We start from the raw sequence: 14,733 nt of genomic DNA, 5'->3' as shown, positions 1-14,733 counted from the left end.
TTGGGATATTTCGGGAGTGTCCATTGAACTGTGTCTGCAACTTTAGGAAATATGTTTGGTAAATCGATCCCCATGTGCTAGCGTTAATTCACGTCGAATAGCACTCCATGTTCTTACTGATTTATTCCAGCTGTTTTTTTTACGTTCCAGTGCTAAGAACAACTGAATAAGCAAAGCTCGTTCGCTGACCCATGCGCCTTTGGCCTTAGTCACCCGGCGAATTTCCCGGTTGAGGTTTTCGATGGCATTGGTCGTGTAAATCAACTTTTTCAGCGTCGGACTCAATTGCATACATCTCATTAAATCATCCCAATCTTTGAGCCACAAGTCTACAACCAGATCGTATTTGCCTTGCCAGAAAACCTGGAAATCTTCCAATTTCCTGCGGGCTTCGGCCTCGTTGACAGCGTTGTAAACTTCCTTAAGCTGACGTAAAACCTGACGGCTATCCTTTTCGTCCAGTAACTTAAAGGTATTGCGAATTTTGTGAACCACACAACGCTGGATATTAGCTAAAGGAAAAGTCTCGGCGATCACTTCACGTAAACCTGTCAAACCATCGCTGCATATGTAGAGGACATCCTCTAGACCGCGATTTTTAAGCTGCTGTAAACAACGTGCCCACTCTGTAGCACTTTCGGCTCCTTGACCAGGAATCAAAGCAATGATCTCGCGTTTTCCTTCCACCGTAATCCCGTATACAACATAAAGGGCAATACGGCTGACCTGTCCATCACGACGTACATCCAAATAGATCGCATCAATGAACATCACTACCAACAGCGCAGGTAAGGGACTGTTTCGCCAAGCTTCTACTCGCTCCCAAGTGCTGTTGATTACAGACGAAATACGACTGTCGCTCATCTGAGCCCCGTACATACGCTCTAAGTGCAACCGAATGTCACTGATTGAGTTACTCATTGAGTACAGCTCCAGAATCTGGTTGTCAAAACCTAAGCCTAGTTCATATTGCCGCTTCTTGACCGTCAAGGGCTCGAAACTACCGTTACGATCACGGCTGTAGTGAATCTCAACAGGGCCAGCCTCGGAGCGAACTTCCTTAGATAGCTGCCCATTGCGCTTATTGGTTAAACCTTGGGCTTTTTCCCCTTGGATGTGGTCTTCTAGTTCTGCCGCTAAAGCTCCTTCCAAAAAGTTAGCAATCAAAGGCTTGAGAAGACCGTCTTCTCCTGTTAATCCCTTACCTTGAATTAGGCCCGCAATAACTTGCTGGCGATATGACTCAAAATCGAAATCCGACAGAGTCTCTTCTTTTTTGGTTTTCTTTGACATAATTAAATGTGTCTACTTTTGACGCAGACACAGTTCAATGGATACTCCCTATTTCCGACTTCCTCCCGATCGCGATCGGGCCCCACTTCCGACTTCCCACTTCCGATTTCCGACTTGGAGAATAGTTGATGGTTGTTTGTAAAAACCCTTACACCCTTACACTTTTCCAACCCTTACACCCTTCCTCCTTAAGATATCCTCGCCCACCCCTTCAAATGCTTGTAATGCTGTTCCAGGTGAATGCCGAGCGGACGGTGGTGCTCCTTCTCCAATTTAGGGTCGTCATCGAGGATGCGGTGGGCAATTTCACGGGCGGTTTGTAGGATGCGGCCGTCTTGGGCGAGGTCGGCGATGCGGAGGTTGAGGATACCACTTTGTTGGGTGCCTTCGATGTTGCCGGGGCCACGGAGTTTGAGATCGGCTTCGGCAATTTCGAAGCCATTGTTAGTACGTACCATGGTGGCGATGCGTTCTTTGCCCTCTTTGCTGAGTTTGAAGCTGGACATGAGGATGCAGTAGGATTGATCGGCTCCGCGCCCGACGCGACCTCTTAGCTGATGTAGCTGCGAAAGCCCAAAGCGCTCGGTGTTTTCAATGACCATCACGCTGGCATTGGGTACGTTCACACCTACTTCAATCACGGTAGTGGCCACCATGATTTGGGTGATGCCTTCCTTAAAGCGTTGCATTTCAAAGTCCTTCTCTTCGGATTTCATCCGGCCGTGTACGACACTGATCTGAAACTCCGGCATGGGAAAGTCGAGCAATAGCTGCTCGTAGCCTGCTTCCAGGGCCTGGAGGTCCAGTTTCTCGTTTTCTTCGATCAGGGGATAGACCACGTAAACCTGTCGGCCCAGCGCGATTTGTTCTTTCATGAAGCCGATGACACGGCGGCGTTGGTACTCGTTTTTGTGTTCCGTCGTAACGGGTTTACGTCCTGGAGGCAGTTCATCAATGACCGAGACATCGAGGTCGCCGTAGAGGGTCATGGCCAGGGTACGGGGGATGGGGGTGGCCGTCATCACCAGCACGTGGGGCGGGTAGGGCGTGTTCTTGTTCCAAAGTTTTGCCCTTTGCTTGACGCCGAAACGGTGCTGCTCATCGGTGATGGAGAGGCCCAGATTTTTGAAGATGACCGGGGGTTCTAAAATAGCGTGTGTGCCGACCAGTATGTGGATGTCTCCGGCGGCGAGTTCTTCCAGGAGTACTTTGCGTTTTTTGCCACGAATGCTGCCAGTGAGGTAGCCGATTTTGAGGCCCAGGCCTTCTACGTATTCCCGAATGCCGTCATAGTGCTGTTGGGCCAGAATTTCCGTTGGGGCTAGCATACAGGCTTGGTAACCATTGTCGATGGCCATGAGCATACTCATCAATCCCACCATGGTTTTACCACTACCCACATCTCCTTGCAGGAGGCGGTTCATCTGGATGGGGCGGCCCATGTCCTGGCGAATTTCCCGGAGCACACGCTTTTGGGCTCCCGTTAGCTCGAAGGGCAGTTTTTCTTTGTAAAAAGTATTGAAATAATCGCCGATCGTCGTGAAGGCGTACCCTTTTACGGCTCCTTTCCTTCGCTTTTTGAGCTGAATCAGCCGCAGCTGCAAGAGGAAAAGTTCTTCAAACTTCAGGCGGTTACGTGCGGCTTTGAGCTCTTCGGCATTGGTCGGGAAGTGGATGGCTCTGAGGGCCTCAAAGCGAGAAAGCAAGCGCAGTTTTTTGACCACATAATCTGGCAAAATCTCCGGTACATCCGCCGGACTAAGTTTTTCAAACAAGGCCTGCATGATCCGGCTGCGTACCTTACTGTCTACGCCCTTGGTATTGAGCTTTTCGGTACTGGGATAGACGGGTGCAAAGGAGACGGCCTCTTCGGCATTGCCCGCATCAGCGGCTTCCATCTCCGGGTGCGACATATTGAGGGTGCCCCGAAAATCGGTGACTTTGCCGTAGATGATATACTCCTTACCCACCACTAGGTTTTTCTGTAACCAGTGGACGCCCTTGAACCAGATGAGGTCGATTTTGCCACTTTCATCCCGGAGCACCCCTTGTAGCCGGCTCTTGCGGCCTTCACCCACCGTGGTGAGTCGCCTCAAGATACCCTTTAGCTGCACGGTACCACTATCAGGCATGAGCTCCCCGATGCGGTGAAATTGCGTTTTGTCGACGTAGCGAAAAGGAAATTGAAAGAGCAGATCACCCAGCGTATGAATTGCCAACTCTTTGCGCAGCAACTCCCCCCGGGCAGGGCCTACGCCCTTCAGGTACTCAATGGATTGCTGTAGCAGTGGACTTTTACCGGGTTGCATGAAACTTTAACAATGGGTAGCTGGCAAAGTTACCAATAAATTGGTTGGTTTTGGAGAAAAAACCGAGTGAATGTTTTAACTTGGCTGGACTTTCGGCAAAATGCCTAAAATTGTAAAGGGATGAGTGGCGATGCAATCGCCTCTTTGAGTATAGCGTAGAGAGACTTTAACGACGCTAGTAGAAATGACTTAAAAATTTTCCAACATTGGCTTTTTTAATCGAAGTTGGGAATTAATGCTTATTGGTCTGCTATCCCTCTACTCTTTACCTCTAGGGCGCGAAGCAGCCCGCATCTCCTGTCCGCTGTGCAGGCGGGTTTTACGGGCTTTTGCCTAAAGTACAGCTTAGAGATGTTTTACTAAAGTTCAATATACCTTATGTCCATACCCTCCACCATCCTCATCGCCCTCATTGCCTTGTTTCACCTCTACATCCTTTACTTCGAGATGTTTGCCTGGGAGACCAAGGGGCGCAAAGTTTTTAGCCAGTTTCCTAAAGAGCTCTTTCCGCAAACCAAGGTGATGGCTGCCAATCAGGGTTTGTACAATGGTTTCCTGGCTGCTGGGCTGATCTGGTCTCTATTGATTAAGGATGAATTGTGGCAGTCGAACGTCGCCTTGTTTTTTCTGGCTTGTGTTGCCATTGCGGGCATCTATGGAGCTATGACGGCCGCCAAGCAGATTCTCTACGTGCAGACCATTCCGGCTTTGGTGGGGATGGTGTTGGTATTGATCTAAACCCCGATCTAGCGAAAAGTGAGAAAAACCTACGGAAATACCTGGTGGGGCCAGCAATGGCTCAATGCGCTGGCCGATATCGATTACTCCAACCGCTTGCCGCGTGGGCGCACTTATGCCAACAAAGGGCTGGCCCAGGACATCGTCATCAAAGGCAACAAGATAACGGCCAATGTGCAGGGCTCGCGCCCGCGTCCGTACAAGGTGGCGTACACCGTTCCGGCTTTTACTACCAAAGAAAAACAAGCACTCGTTGGCTTGGTGACAGAAAATCCGCTCCATCTTTCCCGGCTGCTCAATCGGGTGTTGCCGCCGGAATTGAAGACGCTTTGCGATCAGAAAAACATCGACCTCTTTCCGGCCACCTGGGAAGATCTGGAAGGGAGCTGCTCCTGCCCCGACTGGGCTGTGCCCTGTAAGCACATGGCTGCTGTGCTGTACCTCATTGCCAACGAAATCGACAAGAATCCTTTCCTGGTTTTTCAGCTGCATAACTTTGACCTCTTCCAGGAGCTTGCTCAAATGGGGTATACCGCCGAAGGGCAGCAGGAAATTGCCATCCTGTCGACTACGGCGCTCGAACAGCCTTTTAATACGGACTACCACCCTTCGGAATGGGACGATGAAGTGTACGAGCAGCTGGACTTTTCGAGCATCCCGGACCTCAAAGAAGATCTGCTCACCATCCTTTCAGAAAATCCGGTCTTTTACCCGAGGGGGGATTTCAAGGAGCTGCTGAAAATGGCTTATACCGCGGTGGCGAAAAACACCAGCAGTACCTTGGCGGAAGCTACCGATGAAGCCATTGTCTTGATGGACAGGGTAGAGCACATTGAGATTTTGTTGGGCGAAGCGCGTGAGTTTCTGACCGCCACCATGGGCGATAACCAGGGCGAAACTATTCTGGTGTTTGATGAGCAGTCGGCCCTGTTAGCGTGGCTGAGGCAGGTGCCTGTCAGTGCCTTACCCAATTGCTCTCCGGCCTTGAAGAGTGTCGTTTTATTGTACCAATTTGCGCACAAGCTGGTGCAGCAATCGGCCTACGTGCCGCAGCTGTTGCGGATCGCAGACACCGAGCACTACCAAATTCGCTGGCTGCCGGCTTTGCTCAATCCGGTGGTGCAAAGTCTCCTCTCCGGGGTGCGTTCCATCGTTGATCAGGAGCTTTTGTTTTACCGTAAGGGAAAAGCGATTTTCGAACCTACCGCTGCCGATAATACGCAGGCCCTGCTCGCTTTTTTCATCGGTGCGCTGGTGAAGGAAGGCCACGGGTTGGAGCGCCGTTTTGCGGAACACGAAATGGGGCATCTTTTTTTCAACGGGGCGGTGTTGGCTTTCTCCTCTTACGAAGACCGGGAGTACCCGGTGGCTATCCAGCTTTGGCTGAACAAGTTTTTTCTGGTAGAGAAAGACTTTGTGCCCGTCATCCAGATTGATGAGGAAGAAGGGGAGGGCTTTTTGGTGAACATCGCCGTACAAAAGCAAACGGAGCGCCTGAGTGCGCCGATCCCATTGGCGAAAGTGCTGGCCCAAAAGCAATACCAGGGTCTGCGGATGGAGGTACTGCGCGACCTGGCCATGCTGGCCGACTATTTTCCGCAGATCAATAGGCTGGTTGCTAATCACGGGAAAGAGGCCCTGTTTTTTGACGCAGAAGCTTTTGTGGAGGTGCTCTTTAAGGTATTGCCTACCATCCGCCTATTTGGCATCAAGGTATTGTTGCCCAAGGCGCTGCGCAAGCTGTTTCGGCCTCAGATGTCGATGCTGATTAGCTCGGAAGAGGAATCAGGTGTGGTGTCCAAAAGTACTTTGCTGAACATAGAGGAAATGTTGTCTTTCCAGTGGCGCATCGCCCTGGGCGACCAGCAGATTACGATAGCGGAATTTAAAAAACTGGTTAAGCAGTTGTCGGGTATCGTCAAGCTCAATGACCAGTACGTTTTTTTTGATGAAAACGAGATCAAATCCTTGATCAATAAACTGGAAAATCCTCCAGTATTGGACAGCAGACAGCTGTTGCAAATCGCCCTTGCGGAAGATTACGAAGGCGCTAAAGTGGCCCTGGATGCTAAAACCCATCATCTGATGAAACGCCTGTTGAAAGGCGACGAGGTGGACCTTCCCAAAGGCTTGCAGGCCCAGCTGCGCCCTTACCAACTCAGTGGTTACAAATGGATGTACAAGAATACCCGCATCGGTTTTGGGAGCCTCATTGCGGATGACATGGGCTTGGGGAAAACCCTGCAAGTGATCGCCGTTTTGTTGCGGTTAAAAGAGGATGGTGAATTGGACAAACAAAAGGCCCTGATCATCGTACCCACCACGCTGCTGACCAACTGGGAAAAGGAAATTGCCCGCTTTTCGCCCGCGTTGGTGACCCATGTTTACCACGGCAGCCATCGCAGTATGGACGCGCTGGAACAGGCAGATGTACTCATCACGACTTACGGTGTCGCGCGCAGTGAAACCGCCGTTTTGCAAAAGAAAAAATGGCTGATCCTGGTCATCGACGAAGCGCAGAACATCAAAAATCCGGGAACGTCCCAGACCAAGGCCATCAAAAAAATACCAGCACCCGTGAAGATTGCGATGAGCGGCACGCCGGTAGAAAACCGCCTGAGCGAATACTGGAGTATTTTCGATTTCTCGAACAAAGGCTACCTGGATAGCCTGAAAAACTTCAAGGAAGAATACGCCAAACCCATCGAAATTGAACGCGATCGCGAGAAGTTGGAAAAGTTTCGTAAAGTCACGGAACCTTTCATTCTGAGGCGACTGAAATCGGATCGCTCCATCATCAAAGACTTGCCCGAAAAAGTAGAGATAGACCAGTTTTGTCAGCTCAGTCCGGTACAGACTGCCCTCTACAAAAATGTGGTGGATACTACCATGGAAACCATCAAAAAGACGGACGGTATTGAGCGAAAGGGGCTGGTTTTGAAACTAATTACCGCCCTCAAACAGGTATGTAACCATCCGCAACAGTTTTTAAAGAAAGGCGATTTGTCGCCAGCGGATTCCGGCAAAATGCAGATGCTGTTTAACCTGCTTCACGAAATTCAGCAGAGCGGAGAGAAGACGCTCATCTTCACGCAATACCAGGAAATGGGCAACCTGCTGGTCACCATGCTGGAAGCAGAATTTGGCTTAACCATTCCTTTCCTCCACGGGGGCGTTTCCCGCCAAGGGCGTGACGAAATGGTCGATCGCTTCCAAAATGATCGCGCTACCCGTATCATGATCCTATCACTGAAAGCTGGCGGTACGGGCCTCAACCTCACCGCGGCCAGCAACGTCATTCACTACGACCTCTGGTGGAATCCTGCCGTAGAAGCCCAGGCCACCGATCGTGCCTACCGCATTGGCCAAAAGCGCAACGTGATGGTGCATCGTTTCATCACCGAGCATACTTTTGAGGAGAAGATCAATATGCTCTTGCAAGGCAAAAAAGAACTCGCTAATCTGACGGTCTCCACGGGTGAGAAATGGATCGGAGAGTACTCGAATGAGGAGTTGCAGGAATTAGTGAAGCTGGATAATGATTAAGAAAGCAATCAAGCACATATTTTGAATATCATCTACAAATATTACTTGGATTCAACAGTTTACAATCTAGCTTTGTCATTCTTGATAGCATTATATGCAGGCCTATTTTGGTCGATTATTATTTTTGGAACGCTCGGCACACTAGTGGGTTTCATAGGGTATGAATATTTTAAGAAAGAAGAATATTACTTTTATTATAACTATGGCTACTCCAAGAGAATGTTGATCACCAGCGTTTGGAGTTTTAACTTAGTTGTAATGATAGTTGGAGAAGGAGTGTATATATTGATTATCAATTTGTTATAGATGAAATTGCAAATTGCAGAAGCGTCAAAATCCTATGGAAGAAGATTACTATTCAAAGATTTGTCCTTAGAAATAGAAATTGGAGAGATAGTAGGGTTATTTGGTAGAAACGGGAGCGGCAAGTCAACATTGCTAAAGATGATGTTCGGCGTGTTAGGAGCTGATTCATTAGTGATTAAAATAGATGGCAGAAGAGTGCCAGCAAAAAAAGTCATCAGAGATAAAGTAGTCGCTTATTTACCACAGGATCGTTTCTTACCTAACCAGATGAGCGTTAGAAATATCATACCAATGTACTACAAAGATGAGGAGACATTGGATAAAGTGTTTTATGCGCCAGGAATTTCCAGTTTTGATAAGTTGAAATATGGTGAGTTGTCAGAAGGTCAAAAAAAGTACCTGGAAATTGTATTGCTTTCACATCTGGATCATCCATTTATGATGCTAGATGAACCCTTTTCAATGATTGATCCGAATTACAAAGATTTGATAAAAGCCTTACTGATGAAGTTGAAGAAAACAAAGGGCATATTGGTGATTGATCACTACTACCAAGATATATTGAACATATCCGATCGTAATTATTTGCTGAAGAATGGAGCATTAAATGAAGTAGAAGGAGAGGAAGCCCTACAAAAGAATGGCTATTTGTCAAATCGAATGAAAAAACAATAAAAATAGGGTGCTGGACAAAGCTGATGGGACCAATCTCGTTCCTAGTTTTACTGATCGTACCAGTGCGATCATACGGTTGGGTTGAACTCAAAATCATTAAAAACAAAAAAGCATGCCTTTAAGTAAATTGATCCTCTACACGTTTTTCTTACTTGGACTGATGCAGTGCCATACGTCCAAAGTAGCTAACTCAGCGCCTTCCTTTTTGTCGTTTGATAAGACCAAGATCGCATTTACCGACGAAGGGAAAGGAGTACCAGTCATCCTGATCCACGGATTTATTTCCAACGGAAGCTCGTGGAATAAAACTGTTTTGAAGGAGCAATTACTAGCAGCTGGTTACCGGGTTATTGTACCCGACTTGAGGGGGAACGGACTTTCTGACCGACCACAAGAGAGCGAAGCTTATAAAGACAATGCAGAAATAAAGGACCTCATCGCCTTGGCGGATCATCTTCGCTTGAAAAAATATATTGCCATTGGTTATTCCCGAGGTGCAATCGTTTTAGCAAAATTACTCACGCAAGAAACGCGGATTTCAAAAGCAGTAATAGGCGGCATGGGGTTTGATTTTACTAACCCTGATTGGGATAGGCGAATTGCCTTTGCGGATGCTTTTAGCGGGAGAGCTGCCCTGACACCCATGACGGAAGGTGCGGTCAATTATGCGAGATCCATCAACGCCGACATCAAAGTACTGGGGTTGCTTCAGGATTACCAGCCGGTCACTTCGCCGGAAGAACTCAGAAATATCCAGGTGGAGACCCTTATCATCTGTGGCGACGAGGACCAGGACAACGGCTCTCCTGAGGAGTTGCAACAATATTTGCCCAATAGCCAGTTGGTGATCGTGCAAGGAGACCATAACAATACTTATAAACAAGCTGATTTTTCAGAAGCGGTGCTGCGGTTTTTGATGGGTTCTTAGGCTGATCGTACCAGTGCGATCATACGATTGGGGCTGAATTGATTGAGCTGGTGTTTTAATGACTCACTGCCGCAACAACCGCCACTCCCCACTCACCTCTCCATTCCGTACCGTCAGGATGCGGCCAAATTGGAGGAAGACAAACTCACTTTGCCAGGGGCGCAGAAACACAAAGTCATCCACTTCCAACGTATGCTGCCCCGAGGCATTGAGCATACTCTGATTGGTCGAGGCACCAAATAGGGGGTTGATGCGCAGATCCGGAGGGTAGCAATAATCGGCCTTCCAGTAGCCGCCGTAGATGAAGTAGGATTCGCCCAGAAACAGGAACGCAGCACTCATCCAGTGGGGGAGTTGTCCGATGCCCGGCAGCTTGGTTCCTCGCATTTTTTTCAGTACGGGCGTAGCGATCCAGCAAGCAGGCTGGAAATCGGCCAATGTTGGGATGTCAAAAGTAGTTGGTTTAACGAAAGCAGAACCTATCGCCACATCATTCAAGGGAGAATCGCTGTTTTGGTGCAAACCAAAGGTGGGGCTCCCTGCACCGTTGAAGGTCAGGTCTTCTCGCCACAGCGCGGGGAATTCTTCCCTGATGATCTGAATAAATTCCCGGTAAATTTGGTTGGCTTTCGCTAGCGCTTTCGCGGGAGAGCTTAGCCAACGAGGTAGTTTGACGACTTGCGGATCGTAGCCCATCAGCCCACTCAGTACCAACGAATGTTGCTGCTGATTGATGATTTGGAGGGCCGCTCTGAGGCCAGAAGGCGTGGCAAATCCGCCCCGGTGTAACCCGGTGTCAATTTCCAGATTGATGCGTAGTTTTTTTCCCGTTTCAGCGGCCAGCAATGCGTATTCCTGCAAACGCTTGGGCGTGTCGGCGAGCCATTGCACTTGCCGATAAGGATCAAAGTGGGTGTCAGGATTTTTAGCAAAATGTTGGTAAAAGTAACGCACCGTGCGCACGGGCATGGGTTTTCCCAAGAGGATATCCACGTTGTCCTTCAGGTGCTGAGCCAAATCACTCAGGAAGGGCTGGTGAAAAACCATCAACTTTTGGCAGCCTGTCCGCTCCATCACATAATGCAGTAAATCGGGCGAAGGCAGCGATTTGACCACCAGCCGTAGATCGGCTCCCTCCTTAAGCTGTTGCTGGACAAGTGCAATATTGTGGTCGAGTCGATCCAGGTCGATCAACAGGGTCGGAATGGCTCTGTTCTGGGCGCGAAGACGCTGGTTCAGGCTTGTAAAATAAAAGGTCTTGTCCATTGGTGGAGAGGAATTGAATTGTCCGCTAGTTAACGCGTTCTTGGCGGTACTTATGATATTCTTAAGGGACGGGGAAAAAATAAATTTATTTTCTTTTGATTTCGCTTTTTGTGCTAAGTGACGGGATAAAAATAACTGCTTCCATTTTTGATTCGCTAAAATTTTCTAAGCAAGCGACTAAAAGGAGCTTGCGTGACAATTTTAGCGAATCCTTAGAAAAAATGGAAGCAGTTATTTCCGTCAATTTACTAAGACTTGGAATACTTGGACTAGACGTGCGCAAAAAGGTAAATCTTCAGAAAAAGAAAATAGATTTATTTCCGTCAAACTACTAAGACGCTTTTCGTAGCTTTAATCTGAACTTTTGCTGAAAGTCCAGTTAAGACCTTTCTTTTAATAATTCCCCCTTGGGTTTAGCAACTATTTGAGACATGAAAAAAACGACAACCATTCTTTTCTTTTTACCTCTGTTATTCTTTTCCTTACGGCAAACGATATATGCCCAAAATACGCGTAAAGATGCCTTGCAGGAGGTTTTACAAAACCAATACGGCGCTACTTTATCTTTCCATCCTGGAACGGGTTTGGTACGCTTTGTGAAATTCCCTGCTGCTGGACTTTTGCCTTTGGCAGGAACGACTGCCGAAGAAAAGGCCGCAGATTTTTTACGTCAATTCAAGGGTTTATGGGGATTGGAAGATCCTACCAATGAACTGATTTTTGAATATTCGAAAACGGACCTGGGGGGGAATACGCATCTCTCTTTTCGCCAACAGCATCGAGGCCTGCCCGTGTTTGATGGGGAACTCCGCTTTCATTTCAATCGCTTTACGCAACTGAAAAGCATTTCCGGGGTGGTGGTTCCTTGCCGAAATTTACCTGCACAGGCGATTCTTTCCGCTCCGTGGGCGAGCCACCTGGCAAAGGTGTTTTTACAAAAAGAGGAGCATACCACTTACGAACAGCTAGCAGCACCCATCTTGATGGTATTCTATAGGGGCTTGGCCCAAGGCGTGAAAGGGGAAAGCCATCTGGCTTATGAAATACTGCTCGGCAATAGCGAAACGGGCGATCGGCACTATGTGTACATTGACGCCCTGCTAGGCAACCCCGTAGAGCGGTTTGCCGCCAATTGCAGCGCACTGAACCGGGAATTGTATTCAGGAAATACCAATGGTAGCCCCATCTGGACGGAAGGTGATCCTCCGCCCTCTGGCACCGAAGCCAATACGCTGGTAGATGTGAGTGAGCAGACCTACTATTTGTTTTCCCACGCTTTTGGCTTTGACTCCTACGACGGTAGTGGGGCAACCATGAAAACGGTGGTGAATGCCACCAATGTCAACTGTCCTAATGCCACTTGGAACGGAACAAGTACCAATTTTTGTACCGGCTTTGGCTACGATGATATTGTCGGGCACGAATGGGCGCATGCCTACACTGAATATACCAGCAACCTGGTCTACGCCTGGCAACCAGGAGCCATGAACGAAGCCTTCTCGGATATTTGGGGAGAAACCATTGATTTGCTCAACAACTATGACGTTGACGCCGGCGAAGAGACACTGCGTACCAGTTGTGTTAGTGGCCTTCGCTGGCAAATGGGAGAAGGCCGGGGCAGTGCCCTGCGCGATATGTGGCTGCCGAGCTGTAATGGCGATCCTAATTCGGTTGACGCCGCTAACTACTGGTGCTCTAGTGGCGATGGAGGAGGGGTACACACCAACTCCGGTATCCCCAACCATGCCTATGCTTTGCTGGTGGATGGTGGCAGTTACAACAGCGTCACCGTGGCACCCATCGGTTTTACCAAGGCTGCGCATATTTTTTGGCAGGCCCAGTCGGTGTACCTGACGCGGACCAGTGATTTTGCGGTATTGGCGGATGCTTTGGAAGCTGCTTGTGCCGATTTGCTGGGAGATAACTTGCCTGCACTGGGTTTTAGTGCGACCAATCCAGGGCTGTCGGGCGAGATGATTACTGCGGGCGATTGTGCGGCGGTGACCAATGCCATTGCCGCGGTGGCCATGCGTGCGGAACCAGATTGTGGCTTTGTGCCCCTGCTCGATCCTACAACTCCTGCGCTCTGTCCGATGGATAATTTTCAGCAGCTTTTCTTCGATGATTTTGAAAGTGGTTTTGCGGATTGGACGGCTACGGAGAATCCAACGAATCCGGGTAGCTGGGATAGCCGAAATTGGGAAATCAACAACACCTTACCCGACGGTCGTACTGGGCAAGGACTGTTTGGAGCTGATCCGGTAAATGGGGATTGTGGTGCTGATCTCGAAAACGGCACCATTGACCTGGAGAGTCCGCTGATCAGTGTACCGGCCAATTATACGACCACGCTCTACCTTACTTTTGATCATTACGTGGCCACGGAGAGCACCTGGGATGGCGGTATAGTGCAGTACCAGATCAATGGTGGCAGTTGGCAGGATGTGACCAGTGGCGCTTTTGTTTTTAACGCCTACAATGCCAATCTACGCTCGGCTAGTGCTGGAAATGACAACCCTTTGGCAGGAAAAGCGGCCTTTACAGGGACGGATGGAGGCTCGGTATTTGGCAGTTGGGGAACTTCGCAAATAGCCTTGGGTACCTTGCCCGGAGATGATCTACGCCTGCGTTGGCGACTGGGTACCGATGGCTGCAATGGCAACGATGGTTGGTACCTGGATAATGTGAGCGTGGGTGTTTGCCAAACGATTATTCTGCCCGTAGTATGGCAAAACTTTACTGTAAAAGAACAGCAAAAGTCAGCTTTGCTGGAGTGGACGGTGAGTGAGGAAAGCAACAATGCGGGCTTCAGGGTAGAACGATCCAGTGAGCTCAATACAGGCTTCGTGGCCGTAGGCTGGGTGCCTGGAACGGGCAATAGTGATGCGCCGAAAACTTACCAGTATGAAGACAAAACGGTGGTACCGGGGCCATCCTATTACTACCGTTTGCGGCAGATAGATGTGGATGGTAGTGAAAGCCTTTCTGCCTTGCGTACTTTTCGCCTGACTGGCGGCGCAACAACCTTGTTTGAGTTGTATCCTAATCCGGTAAAACGAGAGGCGCAGGTTCGTTGGTTGGCGCAGAATGCCGCGATGGTAGAAGTAGCCTTGTATCAACTGGATGGAAAGGTGGCGATGCTGCCGACTACTTTTGAGCAGGTGATTTCGGGACAAACGCTTATCTTAAACCTTGAAAATTTACCGGCTGGTGTTTATCTGCTGGTGGCAAAGACCGCGCAGGGGGAGGAGCGTAAGCTGGTGGTGAAAGGGTAGAAGAGTGTTCTCCCGACGAAAGGTCGGGATCACGGTTGTGTTCGCTAACGCTCACGGGAAGTGCTCGCTGCGCTCGCGGTTTTTTGTAGGTTGGTATTAGCAACATTCTCTACAAAATAGTGAAGTCTAGTCGGTTGAGATGCCGTAATTTTGGCTGCGGGTTTCTTCTGAAAGCACAGCGTGAAAGGACAAGTCTTGGGTCGTCAAGGACTTAGGGGTTTACCCACTAGCTAAGCCAACCGTCGAGGAAAGGGGAGGTCTTATCTATAGATAAAAAAGCCGCGAGCGCAGCGAGCATAACCGCGAGGAACGAGCACCTCCATGAGTCACGAGAATCGGGACGAATACCCCCGCGATCCCGACCTTTAGTCGGGAGAGCACCCCCGTGAGTCACGAG

General features: G+C 49.1%; 8 protein-coding genes. 5 read left to right on the top strand and 3 right to left on the bottom strand.

Annotated elements, in window-relative coordinates; translation table 11 throughout:
* Positions 1 to 42 precede the first annotated feature (42 nt).
* Both AB0L18_RS05065 and recG read right to left on the bottom strand, forming a co-directional pair.
* Complete coding sequence (locus AB0L18_RS05065; protein ID WP_367388148.1) at positions 43 to 1,293, bottom strand: IS256 family transposase; 1,251 nt, start codon at positions 1,291 to 1,293, stop codon at positions 43 to 45.
* A gap of 188 nt (positions 1,294 to 1,481) precedes the next feature.
* The gene (recG, locus tag AB0L18_RS05060) at positions 1,482 to 3,602 is read right to left on the bottom strand and encodes an ATP-dependent DNA helicase RecG (protein WP_367391492.1); all 2,121 of its coding nucleotides are present in this window, start codon (positions 3,600 to 3,602) and stop codon (positions 1,482 to 1,484) included.
* A gap of 378 nt (positions 3,603 to 3,980) precedes the next feature.
* Here recG and AB0L18_RS05055 point away from each other — a divergent pair, with 378 nt between their 5' ends.
* The 4 genes from AB0L18_RS05055 to AB0L18_RS05040 all read left to right on the top strand — a co-directional run bounded on the left by AB0L18_RS05055 (position 3,981) and on the right by AB0L18_RS05040 (position 9,795).
* A complete protein-coding gene (locus AB0L18_RS05055) occupies positions 3,981 to 4,340 on the top strand; it encodes a DUF1304 domain-containing protein (RefSeq protein WP_367391491.1) in 360 nt (119 codons plus the stop codon).
* 18 nt (positions 4,341 to 4,358) lie between these two features.
* Positions 4,359 to 7,886 (top strand): SNF2-related protein, encoded by a 3,528-nt coding sequence (locus tag AB0L18_RS05050; protein ID WP_367391490.1) that lies wholly within the window; start codon positions 4,359 to 4,361, stop codon positions 7,884 to 7,886.
* 306 nt (positions 7,887 to 8,192) lie between these two features.
* Positions 8,193 to 8,867, top strand: a complete 675-nt coding sequence (locus tag AB0L18_RS05045) for an ATP-binding cassette domain-containing protein (RefSeq protein ID WP_367391489.1) — start codon at positions 8,193 to 8,195, stop codon at positions 8,865 to 8,867.
* Positions 8,868 to 8,979: 112 nt separating this feature from the next.
* The gene (locus AB0L18_RS05040; protein WP_367391488.1) at positions 8,980 to 9,795 is read left to right on the top strand and encodes an alpha/beta fold hydrolase; all 816 of its coding nucleotides are present in this window, start codon (positions 8,980 to 8,982) and stop codon (positions 9,793 to 9,795) included.
* A 63-nt stretch (positions 9,796 to 9,858) separates the two neighbouring features.
* Here AB0L18_RS05040 and AB0L18_RS05035 read toward each other — a convergent pair whose 3' ends face one another.
* Positions 9,859 to 11,061 (bottom strand): alanine racemase, encoded by a 1,203-nt coding sequence (locus AB0L18_RS05035; protein ID WP_367391487.1) that lies wholly within the window; start codon positions 11,059 to 11,061, stop codon positions 9,859 to 9,861.
* Between the two features lie 431 nt (positions 11,062 to 11,492).
* Here AB0L18_RS05035 and AB0L18_RS05030 point away from each other — a divergent pair, with 431 nt between their 5' ends.
* On the top strand, positions 11,493 to 14,336 hold the full coding sequence (locus tag AB0L18_RS05030) for a M4 family metallopeptidase (protein ID WP_367391486.1): 2,844 nt from the start codon (positions 11,493 to 11,495) through the stop codon (positions 14,334 to 14,336).
* Positions 14,337 to 14,733: the final 397 nt, after the last annotated feature.

It is taken from the genome of Lewinella sp. LCG006 (assembly GCF_040784935.1).
Lineage (GTDB): Bacteria > Bacteroidota > Bacteroidia > Chitinophagales > Saprospiraceae > Lewinella.
The sequence above is the reverse complement of the archived record's forward strand: the minus strand, read 5'-3'. Positions and strand labels throughout refer to the sequence as shown.

Bases quoted from the DNA above. Each gene is read 5' to 3' on its own strand.
- AB0L18_RS05065 (WP_367388148.1), bottom strand. From the start codon at position 1,293: ATGTCAAAGAAAACCAAAAAAGAAGAGACTCTGTCGGATTTCGATTTT.
- recG (WP_367391492.1), bottom strand. From the start codon at position 3,602: ATGCAACCCGGTAAAAGTCCACTGCTACAGCAATCCATTGAGTACCTG.
- AB0L18_RS05055 (WP_367391491.1), top strand. From the start codon at position 3,981: ATGTCCATACCCTCCACCATCCTCATCGCCCTCATTGCCTTGTTTCAC.
- AB0L18_RS05045 (WP_367391489.1), top strand. From the start codon at position 8,193: ATGAAATTGCAAATTGCAGAAGCGTCAAAATCCTATGGAAGAAGATTA.
- AB0L18_RS05040 (WP_367391488.1), top strand. From the start codon at position 8,980: ATGCCTTTAAGTAAATTGATCCTCTACACGTTTTTCTTACTTGGACTG.
- AB0L18_RS05035 (WP_367391487.1), bottom strand. From the start codon at position 11,061: ATGGACAAGACCTTTTATTTTACAAGCCTGAACCAGCGTCTTCGCGCC.
- AB0L18_RS05030 (WP_367391486.1), top strand. From the start codon at position 11,493: ATGAAAAAAACGACAACCATTCTTTTCTTTTTACCTCTGTTATTCTTT.